The 25,378-nt window shown below is 58.2% G+C and carries 28 protein-coding genes and 1 tRNA gene; 21 read left to right on the plus strand and 8 right to left on the minus strand.

Going from position 1 to position 25,378, the window contains the following annotated elements:
* Positions 1 to 26 precede the first annotated feature (26 nt).
* Both NTD85_RS19960 and NTD85_RS19965 read left to right on the plus strand, forming a co-directional pair.
* Complete coding sequence (locus tag NTD85_RS19960; protein ID WP_262143002.1) at positions 27 to 332, plus strand: hypothetical protein; 306 nt, start codon at positions 27 to 29, stop codon at positions 330 to 332.
* 168 nt (positions 333 to 500) lie between these two features.
* Positions 501 to 818, plus strand: coding sequence for an I78 family peptidase inhibitor (locus NTD85_RS19965; protein WP_007961248.1), 318 nt, complete (start codon positions 501 to 503; stop codon positions 816 to 818).
* A 72-nt stretch (positions 819 to 890) separates the two neighbouring features.
* Here the strand turns inward: NTD85_RS19965 and NTD85_RS19970 are convergent, their stop codons facing one another.
* Both NTD85_RS19970 and NTD85_RS19975 read right to left on the minus strand, forming a co-directional pair.
* Complete coding sequence (locus tag NTD85_RS19970; RefSeq protein ID WP_003179963.1) at positions 891 to 1,103, minus strand: cold-shock protein; 213 nt, start codon at positions 1,101 to 1,103, stop codon at positions 891 to 893.
* Between the two features lie 292 nt (positions 1,104 to 1,395).
* Complete coding sequence (locus tag NTD85_RS19975; protein ID WP_003226370.1) at positions 1,396 to 1,695, minus strand: hypothetical protein; 300 nt, start codon at positions 1,693 to 1,695, stop codon at positions 1,396 to 1,398.
* A gap of 382 nt (positions 1,696 to 2,077) precedes the next feature.
* Here NTD85_RS19975 and thrS point away from each other — a divergent pair, with 382 nt between their 5' ends.
* From thrS to NTD85_RS20030, 11 genes are all read left to right on the plus strand, one after another.
* Entirely contained in the window at positions 2,078 to 4,000 is a 1,923-nt protein-coding gene (gene thrS, locus NTD85_RS19980) for a threonine--tRNA ligase (protein WP_003226368.1), read from the plus strand.
* Positions 4,000 to 4,551, plus strand: a complete 552-nt coding sequence (infC, locus tag NTD85_RS19985) for a translation initiation factor IF-3 (protein ID WP_170929410.1) — start codon at positions 4,000 to 4,002, stop codon at positions 4,549 to 4,551. Before thrS ends, infC begins: the two co-directional genes overlap by 1 nt.
* Positions 4,552 to 4,611: 60 nt before the next feature.
* The gene (gene rpmI / locus NTD85_RS19990) at positions 4,612 to 4,806 is read left to right on the plus strand and encodes a 50S ribosomal protein L35 (protein WP_002553160.1); all 195 of its coding nucleotides are present in this window, start codon (positions 4,612 to 4,614) and stop codon (positions 4,804 to 4,806) included.
* 28 nt (positions 4,807 to 4,834) lie between these two features.
* Positions 4,835 to 5,191, plus strand: coding sequence for a 50S ribosomal protein L20 (rplT, locus tag NTD85_RS19995; RefSeq protein ID WP_002553161.1), 357 nt, complete (start codon positions 4,835 to 4,837; stop codon positions 5,189 to 5,191).
* A 109-nt stretch (positions 5,192 to 5,300) separates the two neighbouring features.
* Positions 5,301 to 6,317 carry a phenylalanine--tRNA ligase subunit alpha gene (pheS, locus tag NTD85_RS20000; RefSeq protein ID WP_003226365.1) on the plus strand — a complete coding sequence of 339 codons (1,017 nt, stop codon included), beginning with the start codon at positions 5,301 to 5,303 and terminating at the stop codon, positions 6,315 to 6,317.
* Between the two features lie 26 nt (positions 6,318 to 6,343).
* Entirely contained in the window at positions 6,344 to 8,722 is a 2,379-nt protein-coding gene (pheT, locus tag NTD85_RS20005; RefSeq protein ID WP_103483614.1) for a phenylalanine--tRNA ligase subunit beta, read from the plus strand.
* A 3-nt stretch (positions 8,723 to 8,725) separates the two neighbouring features.
* Complete coding sequence (gene ihfA / locus NTD85_RS20010) at positions 8,726 to 9,028, plus strand: integration host factor subunit alpha (protein WP_002553164.1); 303 nt, start codon at positions 8,726 to 8,728, stop codon at positions 9,026 to 9,028.
* The gene (locus NTD85_RS20015; RefSeq protein ID WP_003179985.1) at positions 9,009 to 9,365 is read left to right on the plus strand and encodes a MerR family transcriptional regulator; all 357 of its coding nucleotides are present in this window, start codon (positions 9,009 to 9,011) and stop codon (positions 9,363 to 9,365) included. Before ihfA ends, NTD85_RS20015 begins: the two co-directional genes overlap by 20 nt.
* An 88-nt stretch (positions 9,366 to 9,453) precedes the next feature.
* Positions 9,454 to 9,530: transfer RNA gene (locus NTD85_RS20020), tRNA-Pro, on the plus strand.
* A gap of 293 nt (positions 9,531 to 9,823) precedes the next feature.
* Positions 9,824 to 10,171, plus strand: coding sequence for a hypothetical protein (locus tag NTD85_RS20025; protein WP_098964618.1), 348 nt, complete (start codon positions 9,824 to 9,826; stop codon positions 10,169 to 10,171).
* Between the two features lie 82 nt (positions 10,172 to 10,253).
* Positions 10,254 to 10,673, plus strand: a complete 420-nt coding sequence (locus NTD85_RS20030; RefSeq protein ID WP_262143003.1) for an RDD family protein — start codon at positions 10,254 to 10,256, stop codon at positions 10,671 to 10,673.
* Between the two features lie 35 nt (positions 10,674 to 10,708).
* On the opposite strand, the gene NTD85_RS20035 is transcribed toward NTD85_RS20030, so the two are convergent.
* Both NTD85_RS20035 and rtcR read right to left on the minus strand, forming a co-directional pair.
* On the minus strand, positions 10,709 to 10,981 hold the full coding sequence (locus tag NTD85_RS20035; RefSeq protein ID WP_262143004.1) for a hypothetical protein: 273 nt from the start codon (positions 10,979 to 10,981) through the stop codon (positions 10,709 to 10,711).
* 92 nt (positions 10,982 to 11,073) lie between these two features.
* A complete protein-coding gene (gene rtcR, locus NTD85_RS20040; protein ID WP_262143005.1) occupies positions 11,074 to 12,681 on the minus strand; it encodes an RNA repair transcriptional activator RtcR in 1,608 nt (535 codons plus the stop codon).
* A 204-nt stretch (positions 12,682 to 12,885) separates the two neighbouring features.
* Here rtcR and NTD85_RS20045 point away from each other — a divergent pair, with 204 nt between their 5' ends.
* From NTD85_RS20045 to NTD85_RS20065, 5 genes are all read left to right on the plus strand, one after another.
* Entirely contained in the window at positions 12,886 to 14,433 is a 1,548-nt protein-coding gene (locus NTD85_RS20045; protein WP_262143006.1) for an RNA-binding protein, read from the plus strand.
* A gap of 336 nt (positions 14,434 to 14,769) precedes the next feature.
* Positions 14,770 to 15,996 (plus strand): RtcB family protein, encoded by a 1,227-nt coding sequence (locus NTD85_RS20050; RefSeq protein ID WP_103483611.1) that lies wholly within the window; start codon positions 14,770 to 14,772, stop codon positions 15,994 to 15,996.
* Between the two features lie 14 nt (positions 15,997 to 16,010).
* Positions 16,011 to 16,799: a nucleotidyltransferase domain-containing protein gene (locus NTD85_RS20055; RefSeq protein WP_262143007.1), complete on the plus strand. Its 789-nt coding sequence runs from the start codon at positions 16,011 to 16,013 to the stop codon at positions 16,797 to 16,799.
* 8 nt (positions 16,800 to 16,807) lie between these two features.
* Positions 16,808 to 17,836, plus strand: a complete 1,029-nt coding sequence (rtcA, locus tag NTD85_RS20060) for an RNA 3'-terminal phosphate cyclase (RefSeq protein WP_262143008.1) — start codon at positions 16,808 to 16,810, stop codon at positions 17,834 to 17,836.
* A gap of 106 nt (positions 17,837 to 17,942) precedes the next feature.
* On the plus strand, positions 17,943 to 18,272 hold the full coding sequence (locus tag NTD85_RS20065; protein ID WP_003226343.1) for a hypothetical protein: 330 nt from the start codon (positions 17,943 to 17,945) through the stop codon (positions 18,270 to 18,272).
* A 57-nt stretch (positions 18,273 to 18,329) separates the two neighbouring features.
* Here NTD85_RS20065 and NTD85_RS20070 read toward each other — a convergent pair whose 3' ends face one another.
* Positions 18,330 to 18,743 carry a VOC family protein gene (locus NTD85_RS20070; RefSeq protein ID WP_003226342.1) on the minus strand — a complete coding sequence of 138 codons (414 nt, stop codon included), beginning with the start codon at positions 18,741 to 18,743 and terminating at the stop codon, positions 18,330 to 18,332.
* 202 nt (positions 18,744 to 18,945) lie between these two features.
* Here NTD85_RS20070 and NTD85_RS20075 point away from each other — a divergent pair, with 202 nt between their 5' ends.
* Entirely contained in the window at positions 18,946 to 20,757 is a 1,812-nt protein-coding gene (locus tag NTD85_RS20075) for an ABC transporter ATP-binding protein (RefSeq protein WP_262143009.1), read from the plus strand.
* Here the strand turns inward: NTD85_RS20075 and NTD85_RS20080 are convergent.
* Both NTD85_RS20080 and NTD85_RS20085 read right to left on the minus strand, forming a co-directional pair.
* Positions 20,754 to 21,698, minus strand: coding sequence for an alpha/beta hydrolase (locus tag NTD85_RS20080; RefSeq protein WP_262143010.1), 945 nt, complete (start codon positions 21,696 to 21,698; stop codon positions 20,754 to 20,756). The two genes, NTD85_RS20075 and NTD85_RS20080, sit on opposite strands and share 4 nt — an antisense overlap.
* A 109-nt stretch (positions 21,699 to 21,807) precedes the next feature.
* Positions 21,808 to 22,806 (minus strand): NAD(P)H-quinone oxidoreductase, encoded by a 999-nt coding sequence (locus tag NTD85_RS20085; protein WP_103483605.1) that lies wholly within the window; start codon positions 22,804 to 22,806, stop codon positions 21,808 to 21,810.
* A gap of 173 nt (positions 22,807 to 22,979) precedes the next feature.
* Between NTD85_RS20085 and NTD85_RS20090 the strand changes: the two genes are divergently transcribed.
* Positions 22,980 to 23,855: a LysR family transcriptional regulator gene (locus tag NTD85_RS20090; RefSeq protein ID WP_262143011.1), complete on the plus strand. Its 876-nt coding sequence runs from the start codon at positions 22,980 to 22,982 to the stop codon at positions 23,853 to 23,855.
* A 249-nt stretch (positions 23,856 to 24,104) separates the two neighbouring features.
* Positions 24,105 to 24,521, plus strand: coding sequence for a hypothetical protein (locus NTD85_RS20095; protein WP_103483629.1), 417 nt, complete (start codon positions 24,105 to 24,107; stop codon positions 24,519 to 24,521).
* 49 nt (positions 24,522 to 24,570) lie between these two features.
* Here the strand turns inward: NTD85_RS20095 and NTD85_RS20100 are convergent, their stop codons facing one another.
* On the minus strand, positions 24,571 to 25,293 hold the full coding sequence (locus NTD85_RS20100) for a pirin family protein (protein WP_007961274.1): 723 nt from the start codon (positions 25,291 to 25,293) through the stop codon (positions 24,571 to 24,573).
* Positions 25,294 to 25,378 lie beyond the last annotated feature (85 nt).

Below are 25,378 nucleotides of genomic sequence, written 5' to 3' on the forward strand. Positions count from 1 at the left end.
TTTCCGGCTGATCCAAGGAATGTGCTGTGCAGATCGATTTGAACACCCCCGACGGCCTCACGCTCGACGCTGTGCGCCAGTTGCTGGCGTCGGCCAGCGATGATGTGCACACGCAGTTGCGCGTGACGAAGGGGGGGATTGCCTATATTTCTTCTGGTGTGACGGGCGGGCAGGACATCGATGGCCTGCTGTTTCGTCTGGAAACCTGGGCCAAGGGTTCGGGGTGCGTCGGCAATGTTGCGGCCAGTGATGAGGTCTGGGTAATGCAGATTTTCAACGCCCTCAAGGAAAACTGGCCAAATCCGCCGCTCGATTACATCGACGTCTATTGAGCTTCGTTAATATTCGGTGACGATTGCGTGAGGATGCGTTGCGCGCACTTCAGGCAGACTCGGCGTTTTTCCGGATTGTGGGGCAGTGTGGCAGCACTGGTTGTGAAACCAAACGCCAGATTGGCGGTCGCACGATCTCAGCTTAACCATTTGAAAAAAGGAGGCTTCATGCCTTTGAAGTTCGCGTCTCTGGGTGCACTTATGGCCGTTGCCATGTTGGCCGGTTGCAGCACAACCTCCAGCGAGTCGGCAAAGGATCCTGTGGCGACCGATGCCGGTCATAGCCGCTGTGAAGCAAAGGCAGCGGAATTTGCCATCGGTAAAAAAGCTTCGCCGGAATTGCTCGATCAGGCTCGTGCCAAGGCTGGCGCGCAAAACGCTCGATTCCTCAAGCCAACCGACATGATCACTCTGGAGTACCGCTCCGACCGCTTGAATCTGAACACCGACAACAACCTGGTAGTCACCCGCGTCAACTGCGGCTGATTGCAGAGCGCTTTTGTTGCAGGCATAAAAAACCCCGTCACATGGACGGGGTTTTTTTAGTGCGCCGGGAAATTACTCTGGGCGAACTTGTGCAGCTTGCATACCCTTTTGGCCTTTCTCAGCCACGAAAGAGACGGTCTGGCCTTCTTTCAGGCTTTTGAAACCGTCGGATTCGATAGCTTTGAAGTGTACGAACAGGTCGTCACCGCCACCTTGAGGAGTGATGAAGCCGAAGCCTTTTTCATCGTTGAACCATTTAACGGTGCCGGTTTGGCGATTAGACATGGTGTATCTCCAAGAAACATATATTTTCAGTAGTACTGTGCTGCTCAGGCCAACTGGGCACACCGGAGTATCATAGTCGAAATGTTCGCTTTGGTAGCCCCCCGGACGTGCTGTTTGCTTTCATATTGCATCGATTTCAACCTCTGAAATGTCTGCAAGCCCCGGTTTCAGTGGCTTTCAGCCGAAAGAAGAGGGTGTAAAAAAAGCTATAAAACCTGCGTAAATTATCGATTTCGGGGTCTTTTTGGCGGTTTTTAGCCTGCTGGACGCCCGAAAAAACATTCGTCAGCGCTTATTTCTGCACGCGGCAAACCGAGATTTCTTTCAGTGCGCGCTGACCCAGTTCACCACTCGGCGGGGTGTTCTTGTCCATCAGCTGTGCGATCTCTTGCGTGGTGAATTTCTTTTCCAGAACGTCGGCACCGCAAGCGCAATGTTTATTGGCTTCGGCCGGATTGACGCTCTTGCTGGCTGCGGCGGTGCAGTCGTTCATGTACTGGGCTTTGACGCCGGCAGGCCAGGCCGCGTTGGCACTCAGCGGCAGCAGCAGGGCCAGCGGGGCCGCGAAAGCAAAAAGTCGGATAAGGCGCATGTCGGAAACTCCTTGGGTTGATATCGGCGACGATTCTCAGCTTATTTGAGGCAAAGCGTATATCCCAAGTTCACTTCGCGCCGCAAAAATGCGCAAATCAGCTACACCTCAATTCGATGACATCGATGACCGCTCATCTGTGCTAGCATGCCGGGCTCAAGCGTTCTCAGGCTCCGGATGGACTTCAGCCCCGGCAGCGGTCAGCGTGCGAAAAATTCTGATTTGAATCCCAGTCACTCTGGTTCGGTTTTCCGGTTGGCCGCAAGGCTCCTGCCGCTGTAAGGCAGGCGTTCGTCATTGAATGGCCTGGATCGGATCTTGTACTGGCTCATCCCAACCCACGTGACCTTTGGTAGGGGTCACCACTAGGAGAGGAGGCGCCATGCCAACTATTACTCTTCCCGACGGCAGTCAACGTTCATTCGATCACCCGGTTTCCGTAGCCGAGGTCGCCGCATCCATTGGTGCCGGTCTGGCCAAGGCCACCGTGGCCGGCAAGGTCAACGGCAAGCTGGTCGACGCCTGCGACATCATCGACAGTGACGCGACGCTGCAAATCATCACGCCAAAGGATGAAGAGGGGCTGGAGATCATTCGCCACTCTTGCGCGCACCTGGTTGGCCACGCGGTCAAACAGCTGTACCCGACTGCGAAAATGGTCATCGGTCCGGTCATCGACGAAGGCTTCTATTACGACATCGCCTTCGAGCGTCCTTTCACTCCGGACGACATGGCCGCCATCGAACAGCGCATGCATCAGCTGATCGATAAAGATTACGACGTCATCAAGAAAGTCACTCCGCGCGCCGAAGTGATTGAAGTGTTCAAGGCCCGCGGCGAAGACTACAAGCTGCGTCTGGTCGAAGATATGCCGAACGAGCAGGCCATGGGCCTGTACTACCACGAAGAATACGTCGACATGTGCCGCGGCCCGCACGTGCCGAACACGCGTTTTCTGAAATCCTTCAAGCTGACCAAGTTGTCCGGCGCCTACTGGCGCGGCGATGCCAAGAACGAGCAATTGCAGCGCGTTTACGGCACAGCCTGGGCTGACAAGAAGCAGCTGGCGGCTTACATCCAGCGCATCGAAGAAGCGGAAAAGCGCGATCACCGCAAGATCGGCAAGCGCCTGGGCCTGTTCCACACCCAGGAAGAAGCGCCGGGCATGGTGTTCTGGCACCCGAACGGCTGGACCCTGTATCAAGTGCTCGAGCAGTACATGCGCAAGGTGCAGCGTGACAACGGCTATCTTGAGATCAAGACGCCGCAAGTGGTCGACCGCAGCCTCTGGGAGAAATCCGGGCACTGGGCCAACTACGCCGACAACATGTTCACCACCGAGTCGGAAAGCCGCGACTACGCCATCAAGCCGATGAACTGCCCGTGCCACGTGCAGGTCTTCAACCAGGGCCTGAAGAGCTACCGTGAGCTGCCGATGCGTCTGGCCGAGTTCGGTGCGTGCCACCGTAACGAGCCGTCGGGTGCGTTGCACGGCATCATGCGTGTGCGTGCGTTCACTCAGGACGACGCCCACATTTTCTGCACCGAAGAGCAGATGCAGGCCGAATCCGCAGCGTTCATCAAGCTGACCATGGACGTTTACCGCGACTTCGGCTTCACCGACGTCGAGATGAAGCTGTCCACTCGTCCGGAAAAGCGCGTGGGTTCCGACGAGTTGTGGGATCGCGCCGAAGCGGCACTGGCTGCAGCCCTTGACAGTGCTGGCCTGCCGTACGATCTGCAGCCAGGTGAAGGCGCGTTCTACGGGCCGAAGATCGAATTCTCGCTGAAAGATTGCCTCGGTCGTGTGTGGCAATGTGGTACTTTGCAGCTCGATTTCAACCTGCCTGTCCGTCTTGGCGCCGAATACGTCTCCGAAGACAACAGTCGCAAGCACCCAGTGATGTTGCACCGGGCGATCCTCGGTTCGTTCGAGCGTTTCGTCGGGATTCTGATCGAGCACTATGAAGGTGCATTCCCTGCGTGGCTCGCGCCAACCCAGGCAGTGATCATGAATATCACTGATAAACAGGCAGATTTTGTTGCTGAAGTGGAAAAAACTCTCAACGAAAGCGGATTTCGTGCCAAGTCCGACTTGAGAAATGAAAAGATCGGCTTTAAAATCCGCGAGCATACTTTGCTCAAGGTTCCCTATCTTTTGGTTATCGGAGATAAGGAAGTCGAGATGCAGACTGTCGCTGTGCGTACTCGTGAAGGTGCTGACCTGGGCTCGATGCCCGTCGCCCAGTTCGCTGAGTTTCTCGCGCAAGCGGTTTCCCGGCGTGGTCGCCCAGATTCGGAGTAATTATTATTAAGCGTGAAATGAGACAAGATAAACGAGCTGCACCGAAAGCCCCGATCAACGAGAATATCTCGGCACGCGAGGTTCGGTTAATTGGCGCTGATGGCGAGCAGATTGGCATCGTCTCGATTGATGAAGCGCTTCGTATTGCTGAAGAAGCAAAGCTTGATCTGGTAGAAATCTCTGCTGACGCAGTCCCACCGGTTTGCCGGGTGATGGACTACGGCAAATCGATCTTCGAAAAGAAGAAGCAGATTGCAGCAGCGAAGAAAAACCAGAAGCAGATTCAGGTAAAAGAAATCAAGTTTCGTCCAGGGACGGAGGAAGGGGATTACCAGGTAAAACTGCGCAACCTGGTACGTTTCCTGAGTGACGGGGACAGGGCCAAGGTATCCTTGCGATTCCGCGGCCGTGAGATGGCCCACCAGGAGCTGGGGATGGAACTCCTCAAGCGGGTTGAAGCTGACCTGCTCGAGTACGGTTCGGTCGAACAGCATCCTAAGATGGAAGGACGCCAGCTGATCATGGTCATCGCCCCGAAAAAGAAGAAGTAATCAACAGGGCACGGCAGGCCTTCTGATTATGTTTATCAACTGAATGCGGAGTATCCGAACATGCCAAAAATGAAAACCAAAAGTGGTGCTGCTAAGCGGTTTCTGAAAACTGCTAACGGTATCAAGCACAAGCACGCTTTCAAGAGCCACATCCTGACCAAAATGTCGACCAAGCGTAAGCGTCAACTGCGCGGTAGCAGCTTGCTGCATCCGTCTGACGTGGCAAAAGTCGAGCGCATGCTGCGCCTTCGTTAATTTTAGTCAAGAATAGAGGAAGTAACTCATGGCTCGTGTAAAGCGTGGCGTCATTGCCCGTAAGCGTCACAAAAAAATTCTGAAACTTGCTAAAGGCTACTACGGCGCACGCTCCCGCGTATTCCGTGTTGCCAAGCAAGCGGTAATCAAGGCAGGCCAATACGCCTACCGTGACCGTCGTCAGAAAAAACGTCAGTTCCGCGCTCTGTGGATCGCTCGTATCAACGCTGGTGCTCGTGTTAACGGTCTGTCCTACAGCCGTTTCATTGCTGGCCTGAAAAAAGCGTCCATCGAGATCGACCGTAAGGTTCTGGCTGATCTGGCAGTGAACGAAAAAGCGGCGTTTGCTGCGATTGTCGAGAAAGCTAAAGCCACCTTGGCTTAAGTACCCCCGACAGTCACCCGGCCTCACCTCTGTGGGGCCAGGTGTTAAACGTCATAAATAGGGGAAGAGCCTTCAAGCTCTTCCCCTATTTTGTATCTGGAGTCTGTACATGGAAAACCTGGATGCGCTGGTCTCTCAAGCACTAGAGGCTGTGCAAAGCGCTGAAGATATCAATGCCCTGGAGCAAATCCGGGTTCAATACCTTGGCAAAAAAGGTGAATTGACTCAGGTGATGAAGACCCTGGGGAATTTGCCGGCAGAAGAGCGTCCGCAAGTCGGCGCCCTGATCAACGTTGCCAAGGAACGTGTCACAGGCGTTCTCAATGCGCGCATGGCTCTGTTTGAAGAAGCCGAACTGGCTGCCAAACTGTCTGCCGAATCCATTGACGTGACGTTGCCGGGCCGTGGTCAGACCTCCGGTGGTCTGCATCCGGTGACCCGGACTCTGGAACGAGTCGAGCAGTTCTTCACCCGCATCGGCTACGGCATCGCCGAAGGCCCTGAGGTCGAAGACGACTACCACAACTTTGAAGCGCTCAACATCCCAGGCCACCACCCGGCCCGGTCGATGCATGACACCTTCTATTTCAATGCGAACATGTTGCTGCGCACCCATACCTCACCGGTACAGGTCCGCACCATGGAGTCCAAGCAGCCGCCGATCCGCATTGTCTGCCCAGGCCGTGTGTACCGCAGCGACTCCGATATCACCCACTCGCCGATGTTCCACCAGGTCGAAGGCCTGCTGGTCGATCGCGACATCAATTTCGCCGATCTCAAAGGCACCATCGAAGAGTTCCTGCGGGTGTTCTTCGAAAAAGAGCTGGCCGTACGTTTCCGTCCTTCGTACTTCCCGTTCACCGAGCCATCCGCTGAAGTCGACATGGAATGCGTGATGTGCAGCGGTAAAGGCTGCCGCGTCTGCAAACAGACCGGCTGGCTGGAAGTCATGGGCTGCGGCATGGTCCATCCGAACGTGCTGCGCATGTCCGGCATCGATCCGGAAGAGTTCTCCGGTTTTGCCTTCGGCATGGGCGTCGAGCGTCTGGCGATGCTCCGTTACGGCGTGAACGACTTGCGTCTGTTCTTCGACAACGACTTGCGGTTCCTCGCGCAATTTCGCTAGTCGTAACGAATTCTTAGGAGAGCAGGATGAAATTCAGTGAACAATGGCTGCGTGGCTGGGTTAGCCCGCAGGTAAGTCGCGACGAGCTGGTTGCTCGTCTGTCGATGGCGGGTCTGGAGGTCGATAGCGTGACCCCGGCCGCCGGTGTATTCAGCGGCGTGGTAGTGGGCGAGGTGCTGAGCACCGAGCAACACCCTGACGCCGACAAGCTGCGTGTATGCCAGGTCAGCAATGGCGCGGAAACCTTCCAGGTCGTGTGCGGTGCGCCAAACGTGCGTCCGGGCCTGAAGATTCCGTTCGCCATGATCGGTGCCGAACTGCCGGGCGACTTCAAGATCAAGAAGGCCAAGCTGCGCGGCGTGGAGTCCAACGGCATGTTGTGCTCGCAAGCCGAGCTGCAGGTCGGTGAAGGCAATGACGGTCTGATGGAGCTGCCGGCTGATGCGCCGGTGGGCGAAGATTTCCGTGTGTATCTGGATCTGGAAGACGCCAGCATCGAGGTTGACCTGACCCCGAACCGTGGCGACTGCCTGTCGCTGGCCGGTCTGGCCCGTGAAGTCGGCGCGCTGTACGACACGCCGGTCGCTCGCCCGGTGGTCATGACCATTCCGGCTGCGCACGACGAAGTGCGTTCGGTAGAAGTGCTGGCGCCTGCCGCTTGCCCGCGTTACCTGGGCCGCGTCATCCGCAATGTCGACCTGTCCAAACCAACCCCGTTGTGGATGGTTGAGCGTCTGCGCCGCGCCGATGTGCGCAGCATCGACGCTGCCGTCGACATCACCAACTACGTGATGCTCGAGCTGGGTCAGCCGCTGCACGCTTTCGATCTCGCCGAAATCAATGGCGGCATCCGCGTGCGTATGGCGGAAGAGGGCGAGAAGCTGGTGCTGCTCGACGGTCAGGAAGTCAGCCTGCGTAGCGATACGCTGGTGATTGCCGACCATACCCGTGCTCTGGCGATTGCCGGCGTGATGGGTGGCGAGCACAGCGGTGTGTCCGCGACCACTCGCGACGTTTTCCTGGAAAGTGCGTTCTTCGACCAGATCGCTGTGGCAGGCAAGGCTCGTTCCTACGGTCTGCACACCGACGCTTCGCATCGTTACGAGCGCGGCGTGGACTGGCAACTGGCCCGTGAAGCCATGGAGCGCGCCACTGGCCTGCTGCTGGAAATCACCGGTGGCGAAGCCGGCCCGATCATCGAGACCGTCAGCGAGCAGCACCTGCCGTCGATCGCGCCGATCACCCTGCGTGCGCAGCGCATCACCCAGATGCTGGGGATGGAAATGGATTCGGCTCAGGTCGAGCGTCTGCTCAGCGCCTTGGGTCTGAATATTTCCGCTGACGGAGCAGGGCAGTGGCGCGTAGAAGTGCCAAGCCATCGCTTCGACATCAGCCTGGAAGTCGATCTGATCGAAGAGCTGGCTCGCCTGTATGGCTACAACCGTCTGCCGGTTCGTTACCCGCAAGCGCGTCTGGCGCCACAGGCCAAGGCTGAAGCGCGCAGCGAATTGCCTGAGCTGCGTCGTCTGCTGGTAGCCCGCGGTTATCAGGAAGCGATCACTTACAGCTTCATCGATCCGAAGCAGTTCGAACTGTTCAATCCGGGCGTAGAGCCGCTGTTGCTGGCCAACCCGATTTCCAATGACATGGCTGCCATGCGTTCTTCGCTGTGGCCGGGTCTGGTCAAGGCGTTGCAGCACAACCTGAACCGCCAGCAGGATCGCGTGCGTCTGTTCGAAAGCGGTCTGCGCTTCGTCGGTCAGCTGGAAGGTCTGAAGCAAGAGCCGATGCTGTCGGGCGTGGTTTGCGGTAGCCGTCTGCCTGAAGGTTGGGCGCAAGGTCGCGACACCGTCGATTTCTTCGACGTAAAAGCTGATGTTGAAGCGGTGCTGGGCTTTGCCGGTGCGCTGGATACCTTCACTTTCGCTCCGGGCAAACACCCGGCGCTGCACCCGGGACAAACCGCGCGCATCGAACGTGACGGGCGTGAAGTCGGCTTTATCGGTGCGATTCACCCGGAGCTGTCCAAGGCCCTGGGTCTGGATCGTCCGGTCTTCGTCTTCGAGCTGGTTCTGGCTGAAGTCGCTTCCGGAAAAATGCCGCAATTCCACGAGTTGTCGCGTTTTCCTGAAGTGCGTCGTGACCTTGCGCTGATCGCGCACAAAGACGTCGCGGCCTCGGCGGTATTGGGCGTAATCCGAGAAAATGCAGGCGAATGGCTCACGGATCTCAGGCTGTTTGACGTGTATCAGGGTAAAGGTATTGATCCTGATAGAAAAAGCCTTGCAGTTGGCTTGACCTGGCAGCATCCATCGCGCACTCTTAATGACGATGAGGTGAATTCGACGACGCAAAATATCCTCACCTCGCTCGAACAAAGGTTGAACGCCACGTTAAGGAAGTGACGTATGGGGGCTTTGACGAAAGCTGAGATGGCGGAACGTCTGTATGAAGAGCTGGGCCTGAACAAGCGGGAAGCCAAGGAATTGGTTGAACTGTTTTTCGAGGAAATCAGGCACGCTCTTGAAGACAACGAGCAGGTCAAATTGTCCGGTTTCGGCAATTTCGACCTTCGGGACAAGCGCCAGCGGCCTGGCCGCAACCCGAAAACGGGGGAAGAAATCCCGATCACGGCTCGCCGTGTGGTCACCTTTCGTCCAGGGCAGAAGTTGAAGGCCCGAGTTGAGGCTTATGCTGGAACCAAGTCATAACGACGAACTACCCGTCATCCCGGGCAAACGCTACTTCACCATTGGTGAAGTCAGCGAGCTGTGTGCAGTAAAACCACACGTGCTGCGCTACTGGGAGCAGGAGTTTCCTCAACTCAACCCCGTCAAACGCCGCGGAAACCGCCGGTATTATCAGCGCCAGGATGTGCTGATGATCCGGCAGATCCGCGCGCTCCTTTACGATCAGGGTTTCACCATCGGCGGTGCGCGTCTGCGTTTGTCCGGCGATGAAGCCAAAGACGACACCACCCAATACAAGCAAATGATCCGCCAGATGATCGCTGAGCTTGAAGATGTACTGGTGGTTCTCAAGAAATAAAAAGCTGCGTTTGAATACTTCCAGTTTTCAAAAGCTTGCGCTATATTCTTGAGCGCTCTTCGAGATGAAGGGCAGGTTTCAAACCAGTCGGGGCGTAGCGCAGTCCGGTAGCGCACTAGCATGGGGTGCTAGGGGTCGAGTGTTCGAATCACTCCGTCCCGACCATATAATTCAATGACTTAGCCCAACTCTAACCAGTTGGGCTTTTTCATGCGTAGGGAGTTTTTCGGGACTTCATCTAAGCCGATCATTCAGATCGGCTTTTTTGTGCCTGCGCAATACCCGCGCAAAAAAGGTCGCTGGATGAAAAGTTTGGATCACTTGATAGGCAAGCGGGATCCGACTGCGCAGCCAATCTGATGTCGGGTTGATACTCTGCCTGCCAGGGCTGAAGATGCTCGCTCAGATACACGAATGAAGTGCAGGCCACATCTTTTCCGTCATGGGTTCCTAAGAAAATGGATAAGTTATCTCGCTTGAACTCGCTTTTGATTCAGCACAATGCGGTCGTTTCGCTGAATATCGAAATTCAAGACTTCAAGTACAACCTGGCCTTGACGATGTCGTCGCTCGATGACGCAGCAGAAAGCGCTATCACTATAAATTTTCAGGATGTCAGTGCGCTTGATCTAAGTGGCTTTGGCGGCGGATTGACTCAATTCATGGAGCTCGTCGTTACCCGAATCGATCGTGGGCTCGACAGGATCAGATATGAATTAAAAGACGTAGAGGACGAGAAAATATCGTTCTACTTCTTTACCTTCAGTGAGCCTATTCATTCGGAGCAATCTTGTGGGTTTGATTGACCGCACTCCTCTGAAGCGCCATTAAATATTGGCGATCGGATGCCGATACCCGGTTATCTAAATTCCGATCGAGCGAAGGCGCATGGACATCAGCAATACCAGCAGTGAGTATCAAAAGCCCAAAAATCTCGCAGGGCTGGGCCGTCGCTGGGGCGGGCAGATCATCGATACATTGATCACCTACTTTTTGATCCTCTTCGTAGGACGGCTGGCGGAGTTTATTGGTTTGCCGCCAAATGTGGTGGCTATCCTGGCTTTTGGTTCGGGTGTGTCGTATTACCTGTTTTCCGATGCAATGCCCAACGGGCAAAGCCTGGGTAAAAAACTGCTGGGGATGTCGGTGATTGATGAGCGTAGCTACTTGAACTGCAATCTGTATCAATCGTTCATACGCAACATCACAACGCCCTTCCTGAACATCCTCGACTGGATTTTCATCTTCTTTGGCTCGCGCAAACGCTTGGGCGACATGCTTGCCTCGACAATTGTGATCCGCGTTTAGATGAGTCAAATGAGGCGGCGGCAGTCGCCCAAGTCTTAAGGTTTCGAATCTTGCTGAATATCCTCCGAGTCACTCGAGGTAGCGGCATCTTTCTGGGTTTCTTTGGGCTCGGCGCCAGAGTTTGAACCTGATGCTTCTTCGCCCTTTTTATTGGCTTTTTCGTCGTTGGACTCGGAGTTTTTCGCCTGATTGGCTCCCGGTGAGACGGCGGGTGCTTCTACCGTTCCTGACTTCTCCGCGGCCTGCGAGAAGAGCGAGCCAGTCAACAGCAGGCTGGCAAGCGTCATGGTGACAATCGACTTGTTCATTGTTGAGTCTTCCGCGCGATGGGGGTAAACCATTGGAGGCATGAACAGGCCCAAGGTGCTTGCTGTTGGACGAGCGGTAGAGTCGGCGGGGACTATGATTTTGCGGCTTGCAAGTCGGCCCATTCAATCCCGAACCGGCTGAGGTATTTTCTCAAGCGATCTGCATCATTCGGCTGCGCCTTGGCCTGGCGCGATACCCCAAACAATCTGCGCCCTGCATCCGACAGGCTGTCTGCCTGCCGGCATACGTCAAGTACCGCCTTCAATTGCAGCCGATCGAACAGGTCCATGCTTTCGGTGTCTCCCGGTAGTTCATCCGACATCCCGTCCGCTTGCGTCAGTCCCCACGCATAACGCAGCCGATCAATTTCTTCCTGCACTTGCGCCTCATCAATTCGTCCGCTGTCAGCCAGTGTGGCCATCCGGGTAATCGATGCTGACAGTTCGCGAAAGTTGCCCAGCCATGCCGCTTCCCGAGAGCTGGCGAAGGCGAGGTAGCGTCGCCGTGCTTCGAGGTTGAAACGCACTAGCTGGCCGTGATCGCGGGCGTGGCGTTCCAGTTCGAAATCGACGTTGGGCTCGATGTCTTCGCGGCGGCCGGCCAGGCCGGGCAAATCAAATGTCCAGAGGTTGATACGCGCGTACAGATCTTCGCGGAACAGGCCTTCGGCGACGCGGCAGCGCAGATCGCGGTGAGTGCCGGCGATGATCAGGAAGTCGCTGTCGACCTCCTTGTCGGAGCCAAGCGGAAAGAAGCGCTTTTCTTCGATAGCCTTGAGCAGCATCGCCTGTTCGTCCGCGCCCAGCTCACCGATTTCATCGAGAAACAACATGCCGCCATCCGCTGCCCGTAGCAGGCCGTCGCGGGCGTTCTGTGCGCCGGTGAAAGCGCCTTTGACGTGACCAAACAATGCCGACATCGCGCCGTCGCCACGCAGGGTGGCGCAGTTCACCTCAACAAACCGGCCCTGCATTTGATGGCGACTGCGTTTGAGTTCATAGATGCGCCGGGCGAGAAACGATTTGCCGGCGCCGGTCGGGCCGATCAGCAGCATGGGCGCCTTGGAGCGCACCGCGACGCGCTCTATCTGCTCGATGGAGCGGTTGAACGCCGCGTTACGGGTGGCGATGCCGGACTTCAAGAACTCCAGGCCCTCGAGGCGTTTGTTGGCGAAACGCGAGGCAATGCGGTCATAACGCGACAGGTCGAGGTCGATCAGGGCGTGAGTGCCGGTGGCTTGTTCATCTTCGCTTTTGCGTCGGGCGGGGGAGGTCTGGATCAGGCGCGCCGGCAGATAGCGTGCTTCAGTCAGCAGGAACCAGCAAATCTGTGCGACGTGGGTGCCGGTGGTGATGTGAACCAGATAATCCTCGTGCTCGGTATCGAAGCTGTAGGCCGTTGTGAAGTCATGCAGGGCGCCGTAGACCTCTTCGAAATCCCACGGATTGCGCAGTGCCATGGGGTGCAGGTGGACTTCGGTTTCCGGTGAGACCTGCTGGATATCGGCGCGAACCCGTTCAGCGAGGCTGATGTCGCGCGCGTCGATGCCGTGAATCAATTCCAGGCGGTGGATCAGCACGTCCGGTTGTTGGCACAGGCCCACGCTCGGCCGCCAATGGCTCCAGCGATTGGCGCCCTTGCCAACGCGGTCCAGGGTGGCGCCGATAAAACCGATGGCGACGGTGCGTTTGTTTGGCATGGCTATCTCAAAAGATAAATGACGATATCAAATGATAGATTTCTCATGGTTGGTTTGTCTTCGGTTCAGCTAAAAGAAAACCATAAAAAATAAAAAAACCTTATAAATCAATTAGATAATAAATAAATTTTACGACTTTCCAAAACTGGCACAGCCGCTGCAATACCTATCGCAACGAACAGGACAACAGAGCGAGACGCCACGATGGCCAACTTCAAACTCTTCAACAAGCAATCGAAGCAACTGCCAGCCTGCGACACTTTGAATGCTTCGGGTGCCTCGGCATATGCCTACACCCCGAAGCATCAACTGGCTCAACTGGCGGTCACCGGTTGCCTGAACCAGACGTTTTACGCCAGCGCTGAAAGTCAGCTGGATCAAGTATTGAAGCTGGTGGCTGAACTCGACAGCCGTTTCGTGGCGAAGGCTGCTGTCTACGCTCGCCAAAAAGGCCACATGAAAGATATGCCGGCGTTGCTGCTGGCGGCGTTGACGGCGAACCGTTCGTCGCTGGTACCTGAGGTGTTTGAACAAGTGATCGACAGCGGCAAGATGTTGCGCAACTACGTGCAGATCCTGCGCAGTGGCGCCACCGGGCGCAAATCCCTCGGTTCGCAACCCAAGCGTCTGGTGCAGAACTGGCTGAACCGCGCGACCGAACGTCAACTGCTGCAAGCGTCGATTGGCAACCAGCCATCGCTGGCTGATGTGGTGAAGATGGTTCACCCGAAACCGGCTGAGGCCTGGCGCGAAGCATTCTTCGCGTGGTTGATCGGTAAACCGGTGGATGTGCAGGCATTGCCTGAGTTGACCCGCGATCTGCTGGCATTTCGCAGCGGCGCGAGTCATCAAGTACCCGCGGTACCGTTCCAACTGCTCGGCAACGAAACCCTGAGCAAAGAACAATGGGCTGCGCAGGCTTACAACATGGGCTGGCAGGGATTGCGCATCAACCTCAACACCCTGGAGCGGCATGGCGCATTCGAGGTACCGGGTTGCGTCGAGTACGTGGCAGCGCGACTTGCAGATCCGCAGGAAGTGGCCAAGGCGCGGGTTTATCCATACCAGTTGCTGGCGGCTTATCGGATGGTTGGCGATAACGTACCGCTGCAGATCCGCGAGGCGTTGCAGGACGCACTTGAGTTGTCGCTGGCCAACGTGCCGAAGCTGGAAGGCGCGGTGGTGGTTTGCCCGGACGTATCGGGTTCGATGGGCAGCCCGGCCACCGGTTATCGTCAGGGCGCGACCACGGCGGTGCGTTGCATCGATGTGGCGGCACTGGTCGCGGCAGCGGTGTTGCGCAAACAGCCAGCGGCGCGGGTGATGCCGTTCGAAGTGAAGGTGGTGGATATCCACCTCAATCCACGGGACAGCGTGATCAGCAACGCGGAGAAACTGGCCGCGGCCTTTGGTGGCGGCACCAATTGCTCGGCGCCGCTGAAGAAACTGGCGGACAGCAAGGCCAGGGTCGATACGCTGATTCTGGTATCGGACAACGAGTCCTGGATCGATACGCGACGCCATGGCGCCAGTGAGACCATGCGCCAGTGGGAGCGCATCAAGCAGATCAACCCGCAGGCGCGGCTGGTATGCATCGATATCCAGCCGGGTTATGCAACGCAGGCGGCGGACCGCGATGACATTCTGAATGTCGGCGGTTTCAGCGATGCAGTGTTCGATGTGGTCGAGCAGTTCACCAGCGGTCGTTACGGCGCGAAGCACTGGGTCGAAACGATCGAGAATATGCAATGAATTGATTTGTCACAGGCGCTGAATGCCGGTGGGACTACATCCAAGACGTCTCATCAAACCCTTGTCAGCGTGTGTGACGGCACGAATGCCTGATGGCTGTACATCTGAGGCCGGTTAACCCCGGTGCGCGGCAACGCGCAACAGTCATCAACTTTTGTCGTGCCACCTTAATTGAAAAAGAAGGCAGCGAATGCAACAGGTACTCCATCGGAACGCGGGTTCGAATCCCGCCCCGGCAACGGGGGCTCGACTGGCAGAGCCACAGTGTCTGTTTTTTTGTCGCTGTACATGACGGAACAACGCCGAATCATCGGCCAACGAATGAAGAATAGAGAAATGAAAGAACACACTTACCAACTGCTCGAAGTCGCCAACGGCAAGCCGATCAAACTCTGGACCGAAGGCGTCCCGGTAGAAACCGAGGCCCGCGAACAACTGATGAACACCGCAAAGATGCCGTTCATCTTCAAGCATCTGGCGGTGATGCCGGATGTGCATCTGGGCAAGGGCTCGACCATTGGCAGCGTGATTCCGACGGTGGGTGCGATCATCCCGGCGGCCGTCGGCGTGGACATCGGTTGCGGCATGATCGCCGCACGCACGTCGCTGACCGCAGCCGACCTGCCGGACAATCTGCAAGGCCTGCGCAGCGCCATTGAGCAAGCGGTGCCCCATGGCCGCAGTTCGAACCGTTCGCGGCGCGACAAGGGTGCATGGGACGAGATTCCGCAGCAAGCCGATCAGGCGTGGGCGGGGCTTCAGCCACGTTTCAAGCTGATCACCGACAAGTACCCGAAACTGGCCAACACCAACAACCGCGGGCATCTGGGCACGCTTGGCAGTGGCAACCACTTCATTGAAGTGTGCCTGGATGAAGCCAACCGGGTCTGGTTCATGTTGCACAGTGGTTCTCGCGGTGTCGGTAACGCCATTGGCAACCTGTTCATTCAGAAGGCTCAGGCGGATATGCGGCAACATATTGCCAACCTGCCGGATCGTGACCTGGCGTATTTCGAAGAAGGCAGCCAGCACTTCGATGATTACGTGGAAGCGGTGAGCTGGGCGCAGGACTTCGCCAGACAGAACCGCGAACTGATGATGCGCGCGGTGATTCAGGCCACGCGCCAGATCATTCGCAAGCCGTTCGAGGTGGCGCTGGAAGCGGTCAACTGCCACCACAACTACGTGCAGAAAGAGCGGCATTTCGGCGAAGAAGTATTGGTCACTCGCAAAGGCGCGGTGTCGGCGAAGAAAGGTGAGCTGGGGATCATTCCGGGTTCGATGGGCGCCAAGAGTTTCATTGTGCGCGGCCTGGGCAACGAAGAGTCGTTCAACTCCTGCAGCCACGGCGCCGGCCGCACCATGAGCCGCACCAAGGCCAGGAACACCTTCACCGTCGAGGACCAGATCCGCGCCACGGCGCATGTGGAGTGCCGCAAGGACGAAGCGGTGATCGACGAAATTCCGATGGCCTACAAGGACATCGACAAAGTCATGCACGCCCAGCGCGAACTGGTGGAAGTGCTGCACACCCTGCGGCAAGTGGTGTGCGTCAAAGGATAAAAGGATCAGCAAGCATGGAATTCGAAGAACGCCACCCGCTGTGCGACACGATGCGTGCGCGGGTACTGGAAGAGTTGGCGCGTATAGAGCGCGAGCGCAACGTCACGGTGTTGTACGCCTGTGAGTCCGGCAGTCGGGCCTGGGGCTTTGCCTCGACTGACAGTGACTACGACGTACGGTTCGTGTACGTGGAAAAACCGCAGTGGTTCGTTCAGGTCGACACGCCGCGCGATGTGATCGAGCGGCCATTGGACGATGAGCTGGATGTCAGCGGCTGGGAGCTGCGCAAGACCCTCGGGTTGTTGCGCAAGTCCAACCCGACGCTGCTGGAGTGGCTCGACTCGCCATTGGTGTACCGCAGCGAAAGCGCACAGGTTGCGCAACTGCGTGAGCTGGCCGAAGCGTTCTACAGCCCGCCGGCAGCCCGTAACCACTATCTGTCGATGGCGAAAAACAATTTTCGCCAGTACCTGCAAGGCGACAGCGTGCGGTTCAAGAAGTACTTCTACGTGCTGCGGCCATTGTTGGCGGTGCGCTGGATCGATCAGGGGCGTGGACGTCCGCCGATGACCTTCGCCGACCTGCTGACCACGGTCGACGACCGTGCACTGCTGGCTGAAGTCGACGAACTGCTGGCACTTAAACGCAATGCCGACGAGAGCACCTATGGTCCGCTTCGTCCGGCGCTGCACAGGTTCATCGCTGCCGAACTCGAGCGCGATGTGCCCACATTACTCAGAACTCAGGAAGACTCGCGACGACTGGATGACTACCTCAGGGAGACCGTCGGGTTGTACGCGTAAGGATTGAAATGGAACAGCAAGTGATTGAACTGGACGGCGCGATTGGTGGCGGTCAGGTGTTGCGCAGCGCGCTGAGCCTGTCGATGGTGACGGGCCAGGCGTTTCGCATTAAACAGATTCGCGCCCGCCGCAGTCGGCCGGGATTGTTGCGACAGCATTTGACGGCAGTGATGGCAGCTGCCGAAGTCTGCGGCGCACGGATCGCGGGAGCGGAGTTGGGCTCGCAGGAGCTGCATTTCGAGCCGGGAACGATTCGTTCGGGTGATTACCGGTTTGCGATCGGTACGGCCGGTAGTTGCACGTTGGTGTTGCAGACACTGCTGCCGGCGTTGTTGCAGGCGCCGGGCACAAGTCGCGTGCGGATCAGCGGCGGTACCCATAATCCATTGGCGCCGCCTGCCGATTTCCTCACGCGCAGTTGGTTGCCGCTGATGCGACGCATGGGGGCCGGCATTGAGCTGGATCTGTTGCGTCACGGCTTCGTCCCGGCCGGTGGTGGTGAGATCGACGTCACGGTGCAGCCGTCGCAACTGACGCGACTTGATCTGTGTGAGCGCGGGACACTGCTGTCGCATCAAGCAATCGCGCTGACGGCCGGTCTCGCACCGACTGTCGCCGAGCGAGAACTGAATCGGGTGGCCAAACGCCTGAACTGGTCATCGGAAACATTGCAGTCGATCACGCTCGATCCGGCGCGTGGCCCCGGTAATGTGTTGTTGCTGGAGTACGTGTTCGAACAGGTCACCGAAGTCTTCAGTGCCTTTGGCCAAGTGTTGTTACGGGCGGAGAAGGTCGCTGATACCGCAATCAATCAGGCGGCAGACTGGTTGCGCAGTGACGCTGCGGTGGCGGAACACCTCGCCGACCAGTTGCTGCTGCCGATGGCGCTGGCCGGCGGCGGGTCATTTACCACCCCGAGAATGACCGAGCATCTGCACAGCAATATCGCAGTGATCGAGCGCTTCTTGCCGGTGAATATCGAATGTTCGGAGGAGGGCGCCGAGCGTCTGCGGGTTGAGGTCCGCAGCGGTCGCTGATCACGGCGCAGGCACAGGTCAATCTCGGAAAAGCGGCAATTTGCTGGCCCCCAGGCTTGGGCTTCCCCGGCAAACTCGCCTTTTTTCAAAAGGTTAGGTTGGCTATATGCGGACGATTGTCATAACCGTTGCAACGCTTTCCCTGGCTGCCTTCGCTTCGGCCATTGAAGCGAAGGAGTTGAGCAAGAGTCATCGTTTTGCCTGTACCTGGGGCTCGGACATCGCTGCCGGGGCGCAGCAGTCGAAGCTGTCGGGGATCTCGCTGTACGGCGCGCGCAAGCAGTTGCAGGTGCGCAAGTTCCAGCAACCGTGGATGCGCATGACGGCGATGGGCATTACCGAGCAGACGTACAACAGCACCTCCAGGCTCAAACCCGCGGCGGTCAAGCAGACCTATTACGAACAATGCGTGCGGCATGAGCTGGCCCAGCGATAAACCAAAAAGCCCAACCTGAAGAGGTTGGGCTTTTTCATGCCTGACGAAATGTCAGCATCACTGGTCAGTCTCGCAATTGACCATCCATGACACGCCAAAGCGATCGACCAGCATGCCGAAACGGGCGGCCCAAAATGTGGTTTGCAGCGGCATGTCGACGCGAGCGTCCTTGGCCAGCGCGTTAAACACTCGCTCGGCTTCGGCAATGCTGTCGACGTTGAGGGAGATCGAGCACCCGCTCATGCCCTCGGTTGGCCGGTCAGGTGTGGTGTCCGAGGCCATGATCATCTGGTCGCCAACCTTCAGGCAGGTATGGTTGACGAGGTTGTGGTGCTCCTTCGGTACGTGTTCGGCGGCGGGTGTTTCGCCGTAGGTCATCATCGCTTCGAGTTTGCCCTGCAAGGCTTGTTCATAAAAGGTGAAGGCCTCGCGGCAGTTGCCGTTGAAGATCAGGTAGGGATTGATTCTCATGATGGCGTTCCTGGCAGTAGGCGCGGAGTGAGGCGATTTTCGCCAGGTTCCGCGAAAGGCGGTTAAACCATAGCAAAGCATTGGACGCCGTAACGGCCAGAGTTTTTCCAGATGTTTTTCTTCTGAAAACGCCGGGCTTCAGCACGGATAAAACCTGCGGAGTACCATGACACCCTGAACGACCTATCGAGCTTGATCTGCCATGCCTTTGATTTCCCGCTTCAACGCCCTGTTCGATCAGGCCCGGCGCGCCCTGTTGCTGGTCTGGGCAACATCACGCGGGTTGTTTCTGGGGTTGGTGCTGGCGACCCTGATTGCCGGCGTTCTGCCGGCGCTGGCTGCGTGGCTGGGCCAGCGCATTGTCGATGCGGTCGTGACGGCGATGCAGTTGCACGCGCAGCAGGGCGATGCACCGCTGTGGCCGGTGTTGCGTTATGTGCTGATGGAGGCGGGCGTGCTGGCGTTGTTGTCCGGTACACAACGGGCGCTCTCGGTGCAGCAGTCGTTGTTGCGGGTGCAGTTGGGGCAGAAGGTCAACACGCTGATTCTGGAAAAGGCGCAGACCCTGTCGCTGGTGCAGTTCGAGAACTCCGAGTTCTACGACAAGCTGGTGCGCGTGCGCCGCGAAGCCTCGACCCGGCCGCTGGCGTTGGTGATGAAGTCTCTGGGGCTGATCCAGAACCTGATCATGCTGATCAGCTTCGGTGTGCTGCTGGTGCATTTTTCGCCGTGGGCACTGCTGTTGCTGGTGATCGGCGCGTTGCCGGTGTTCTTTGCCGAGGCGCATTTCTCCGGCGACGCTTTCCGCCTGTTCACCCGCCGGGCCCCGGAGAGTCGGCAGCAAAATTACATCGAAACCTTGCTGTCCCATGAGGCCTATATCAAAGAGGTCAAGCTGTTCGGCTTCGCGCCGTTGCTGTTGCAGCGTTATCGGGACACCTTCGCCAAGCTCTACGCCGAGGATCGGCGCCTGACATTGCGTCGCGATGGCTGGGGCTTCGGTCTTGGATTGCTCGGCACCGGGGCGTTCTATCTGGCTTATGCCTGGGTGGTGATCGACGCCGTGCACGGCAATATCAGTCTCGGCCAGATGACCATGTACCTGGTGCTGTTCAAGCAGGGCCAGAGTGCGGTCAGCAGCAGCCTGAGTGCGATCAGCGGCTTGTACGAGGACGGTCTGTACTTGTCGAACCTGTACGAGTACCTGGCCGAACCGGTGCTGGCCGATTCCGGTCATCTCACCGTCGGCGCGCAACCGGGCGATGGCTTGCGCTTTGAAAACGTCGGTTTCCGTTATCCCGGAGCAACCCGGGCAGCGCTGGAAGGCATCGACCTGCACCTGGTGCCGGGCAAGAGCGTGGCGCTGGTGGGGGAGAATGGCTCAGGCAAGACCACACTGATCAAATTGCTGACCCGCCTGTATCGGCCGGATCAGGGGCGCATTCTGCTCGACGGCAGCGATTTGCAGGATTGGGAAGAGATCACCTTGCGTCGGCGTATCGGCGTGATTTTTCAGGATTACATTCGCTACCAGTTCACTGTGGGTGAAAACATCGGTGTGGGGGATACTTCGGCCTTCAACGAAGAACCGCGCTGGCACGCGGCAGCGGCTGAAGGCATGGCCGCGCCGTTCATCGAAGGGCTCGACCGCGGCTACGCCACGCAACTGGGTCGCTGGTTTGCCGGCGGTCAGGAGTTGTCGGGTGGGCAATGGCAGAAGATTGCCTTGTCCCGGGCCTATATGCGCCGCGATGCCGACATCCTGATTCTCGACGAGCCGACCTCGGCGCTGGATCCGGCGGCGGAAGCGGCAGTGTTCGAGCATTTCAGCCAGCACACCGAAGGTCGCATGACCTTGCTGATCTCCCATCGCTTCTCCAGTGTGCGCAACGCCGATCAGATCATGGTGCTGGAGGCCGGACGGATACTGGAGCAGGGCGATCACGACAGCCTGATCGCCGCCGATGGACACTATGCCAAGCTGTTTGATCTGCAGGCTCGCGGCTATCGCTAGGAGTCCTGTGCGCTGCGTGCCAGCGCGGGGCCTGCGACGTGGGGCGCGGGTTTGGACTGCATCAGCGCATCAATCGCCTTGCGATAATTCTGCCCGCCCAGCGCCATGCTGTTGTTGTGGGTGGCTCCCGGCACCAAGAGCAGTCGCTTTGGTTGTTGGGCGGCGTTGAACAGTTGCTCGCTGAAGCGCGGCGGGACAAACGCGTCGGCCATGCCATGTACCACCAGCAGTGGCATGTGAATTTCGGCGATCTTGTCGATGGAGTCGAACTTCTGCGACAGCAGCCAGCGCACCGGTAGTGAAGTGTTGGCCACTGCGGCCGCCACGTCGGCGAGGGAGGTGAACGTCGACTCGATCACCAGGCCTTTGACCGGCAGCGGAGTATTGTCCCGAACGGCGTCCTGGCCGAGTTCGGCAGCCAGATCAATGGCCACGGCACCGCCGAGGGAGTGTCCGTAGATCAGGCGTTTGCTCGGGTCGGGCTGCAGCAGTTTGAAACGTTCCCACGCCACACGAGCATCTTCGTACACGCTGCTTTCTGAAGGCAGATCACCCTTGCTCTGGCCGAAACCACGGTAGTCGATGGCCAGTACCGAGTAGCCGGCCGCGCGCAGTTGTTCGATACGGAACAGCTGCCCGGTGAGGTTCCAGCGCACGCCATGCAGGTAGAGGATTGCCGGGGCATTGGCTTTTTCTGCCGGCCACCACCAGGCATGAATATTCTGCCCGGCCTTGAAGCTCTTGGGCTGCAAGTCGAGTTCCTGCACGCTGCCCGGCAAGCCGTGATACCAGCCGGCCGTGCCCGGTTCGATGCGAAACAGCAGTTTGCGCTCGGTGTGTTCGAGCACCGCACAACTCGTCGGCACGCCAATGATCAGCGCAGCCATGCAGGCGAACGCCAGACGGCGACGACGCAAACGAGTCATGAAGGACAGGAGCATTAAACGGTTCACCACAACGCAGACAAAGAAGGCTTTTTACCAGAAGCCTCCGCCTGCGCGTGACTTTTTCGACCGCCGTGTGCTTGCAACGATTACAAAATGCTGCGGCTCAGTCCACCCGCAGCACAATTTTGCCAATGTGATCGCCACCTTCCATGCGCGCATGCGCCTGGGCCGCATCGTTCAGCGAGTAGACCTTGTCGATGATCGGCAGGCAGCGCCCGGCGGCCAGCACCGGCCACACGTGTTCGCGCAGTTGCTCGGCAATTGCGGCCTTTTCCTCCGAGGTACGCGCACGCAGCAACGAACCCGTGATCACCGCGCGTTTGGCCATGATCGCCAACAGGTCGACATCGTTGGCCCGTCCGCCGCCGAGAAAGCCGAGCATTACCAGCCGGCCATCCATTGCCAACGCGCTGACATTACCATTGAGGTACGAGGCACCCATGATATCGAGAACCGCGTTTACCCCTTGGCCTGCAGTCTTTTCGGCGATGACCGCGGCGAAGTCCTGCTCGCGATAATTGATCGGCTGGCCACCCAGTTCACTGATGGCCGCGCATTTATCCGCGCTGCCGGCAGTGGCAAAGGCTTCGATGCCAAACTCGCGGCATAGCATCAACGCGGTGGTACCGATGCCGCTGGTGCCGCCGTGGATCAACACGCGCTGACCACGCTGGGCGTCGCCGAGGCCGAACAGGTTGGCCCACACGGTGAAGAAGGTTTCCGGGATGGCGGCGGCCTGCACCCAATCCAGACCATCGGGGATCGGCAGGGTTTGCCCGGCCGGGACGGTGCAGTACTCGGCGTAACCGCCACCGTTGGTCAGCGCGCAGACCTTGTCGCCCACGGCAAACTCGCTGACGCCGGCGCCCAGCGCCACGACTTCGCCGGCCACTTCCAGGCCGGGGATCGGATTCATTCCGGGCTTCATCGGGTATTTGCCGGCACGTTGCAGGGCGTCGGGGCGGTTGATCCCGGCGGCATGCACGCGAATCAGCACTTCGCCGGCTGCGGCGACGGGCAGGGGCACGTGTTTGGCCTGCAAGACTTCGGGGCCACCGGGTTGGGTGATTTCGATACGGGTCATTTCGCTGGGCAGTGTCATATCCGGTCCTGTTGCGTAGGAGATCTGTAGGTGGGAGTTCAGAGGAGCGCCAATGATTCCCTGCAAAAGCATTTCAAGCTTGAGATCAGTGGCGAGGATATCGGCTATTGTTGCTGCTTTGGCGCAGCGTTTTGGCAGCACAGTGATGCAAATCTGCATCAACGGGGGATCAGATGAATTGGGATGACGCACGGGTATTTCTCGCGGTCTGTCGCGAGTCGACACTGCGCGGCGCAGCGCGGGTGTTGGGTGTGGATCAAGCCACCGTCGGACGGCGGATTACCGCACTGGAAAAGTCCCTCAGCGCAACGTTGTTCCTGCGCACGTCTGACGGCTATGCGCTGACCGCTGTCGGTGAAGCGGCGCTCAGGTCCGTGGAGAAAATGGAGCATTCGGCGCTGGAGCTGGAGCGGCAGATCCAGGGGCTGGATGATCGCCTGACCGGCACGGTGCGGGTCAGCAGCACCGATTCGCTGGCCATCGACTTCCTGATCCCGGCCATCGCCCGCCTGCATGAACTGCATCCGGACGTACGCGTGCAGTTGGACGCCTCCACGCAGATCCTCAGTCTGGCCAAGCGCGAGGCGGATATCGCCGTACGCAACACCCGGCCCGACAATCCGGACCTGATCGCTCGGCGCATCGCGCGCTGGCCAACGGGATTGTTCGCCTCAAAAGCTTACGTTGACGCCCACGGAGAACCTGAACCCGGCAGTGCTTTCGCCGGGCATGATCTGGTGGTTTATCAACCGTATCTGCAGAGCAACCGAGACCTGAACCTGGTGGGGGAGCCGATCAGCCGCGGACGAATCGTCGCCAGCCTCGGTTCCAGCCTGTTGATGCGTCGCTCGATTGCGGCGGGTATTGGTGTAGGAGAAGTCCCGGTGTACATGGGCGAACGCGACAGTCTGGTCAGGCTCTGGCCGCAGCGTACCCGGCCGCAGCCGTACGAAGTGTGGCTGGTGACCCATGCGGACCTGCGTCATACCGCGCGGGTGAGGGCAGTGATCGAGCAGATCGTCGAGGTGTTTGTGTCGGAAAACGAGTAAGGCGCGTTTTCTCGGCGAACTCACAAGGTCTGACGAAATGGCCTACGCCGGACGCAGAATCCGCTGGCTTGTAGGCCGAAGGACCGGGGGCTATCGTACCCAAAGGCTGGTGCGAGGCCGCACGCTTGCACTGGAGTGACATACCACGGACGGTATCGGTAGCCCGATAAAGGTGTCGAATTGGAAGCCAGGGAATTCAGTCACTTTCAAAGCAGTGACATAACGGGTAACGGTCAGAGTACGCAAGTCATGGGCGCCATCAGTCGAGAAGAGTTCAACGCCAGGATCGAGACCATCGAGACACGAATGGATGCTCGACTGGACGCGGTATCAATGAAAATTGACGGGTTTTTATCTGTTCAGGGAGAACGGGACAAAACTCAAGTCGAACGAGACAAACGCTACGACTTGATTACGCAAGAGATGCGCAGAATTGCCGACGGCGCGCAGGACGCAGCAAGGCAAGGCGCCACCGTCAAGGCCAACGTCTGGGCAGCAACGGCTGTCCAGTTACTTGGAATAGTCGCCATCGTCGTTGGGGCCTATTACGCCAACCAAGCCAACATGTACGTAGCGATACAAACCACCTTCGCGGCAGTCCAGGCGGGCAAGGATGCCCACACACTCAAATCGCCGGAGTTGCCAACGCCACTGCCACCGCAATAAAAAACGGCCTTCAAATGAAGGCCGTTTTTGCAGGCGTTAAACCCGTGGCTCATGGCATTTGCGGCAACTCCTGCGGCCGCAGATCAAACACCAGCACTTCGGCATCCACGCCGTTGCTCAAGGTCAGGGCCTGTTCTTCACGAACCCTCACACCGTCGCCTTCCTGCAACTGCACGCCGTTGAGTTCCACGCTGCCACGCGCCACATGCACGTAGGCATAACGGTTGGCCGGCAGTTTCAGCGTTGCGCTTTCCTGGCCGTCGAACAGGCCGGCGTAGACCCGTGCGTCCTGACGTACTTTCAGCGAGCCATCAGCGCCGTCCGGCGAGATGATCAGTTGCAGGCGGCCGCGTTTTTTCTGCGCACTGAAGTGCTCTTGCTGGTAGCGCGGCTTGGCACCGGCCACTTCCGGCACGATCCAGATCTGCAGAAAATGCACAGGCCGGGTGGCCGAATGGTTGAACTCGCTGTGGGCCACGCCGCTGCCGGCGCTCATCAGTTGGACATCACCAGGGCGGATCACCGAACCGGTGCCCAGGGTGTCCTTGTGCTCCAGCGCACCTTCAAGCACGTAGGAAAAGATCTCCATGTCGCGATGTGGGTGCTGGCCGAAACCCTTGCCGGCCGCCACGCGGTCATCGTTGATCACCAGCAGGTCGGAAAAACCCTGTTCGCGTGGATCGCGGTAACTGGCAAAGGAAAAGGTGTGGAAGGACTTCAGCCAGCCATGATTGGCGAGGCCACGGTCGGAAGCTTTGCGAAGGGTCAGCATGATGGATTCTCCTTGCGGGACGTTGATTCGTCCGAGTGAGGAGAAGGTTACTGTTAAACGATGGATGCAATAAGTAGATGGAAAT

Origin of the sequence: Pseudomonas sp. 13B_3.2_Bac1 (genome assembly GCF_025466205.1) — a bacterium.
Lineage (GTDB): Bacteria > Pseudomonadota > Gammaproteobacteria > Pseudomonadales > Pseudomonadaceae > Aquipseudomonas > Aquipseudomonas fluorescens_H.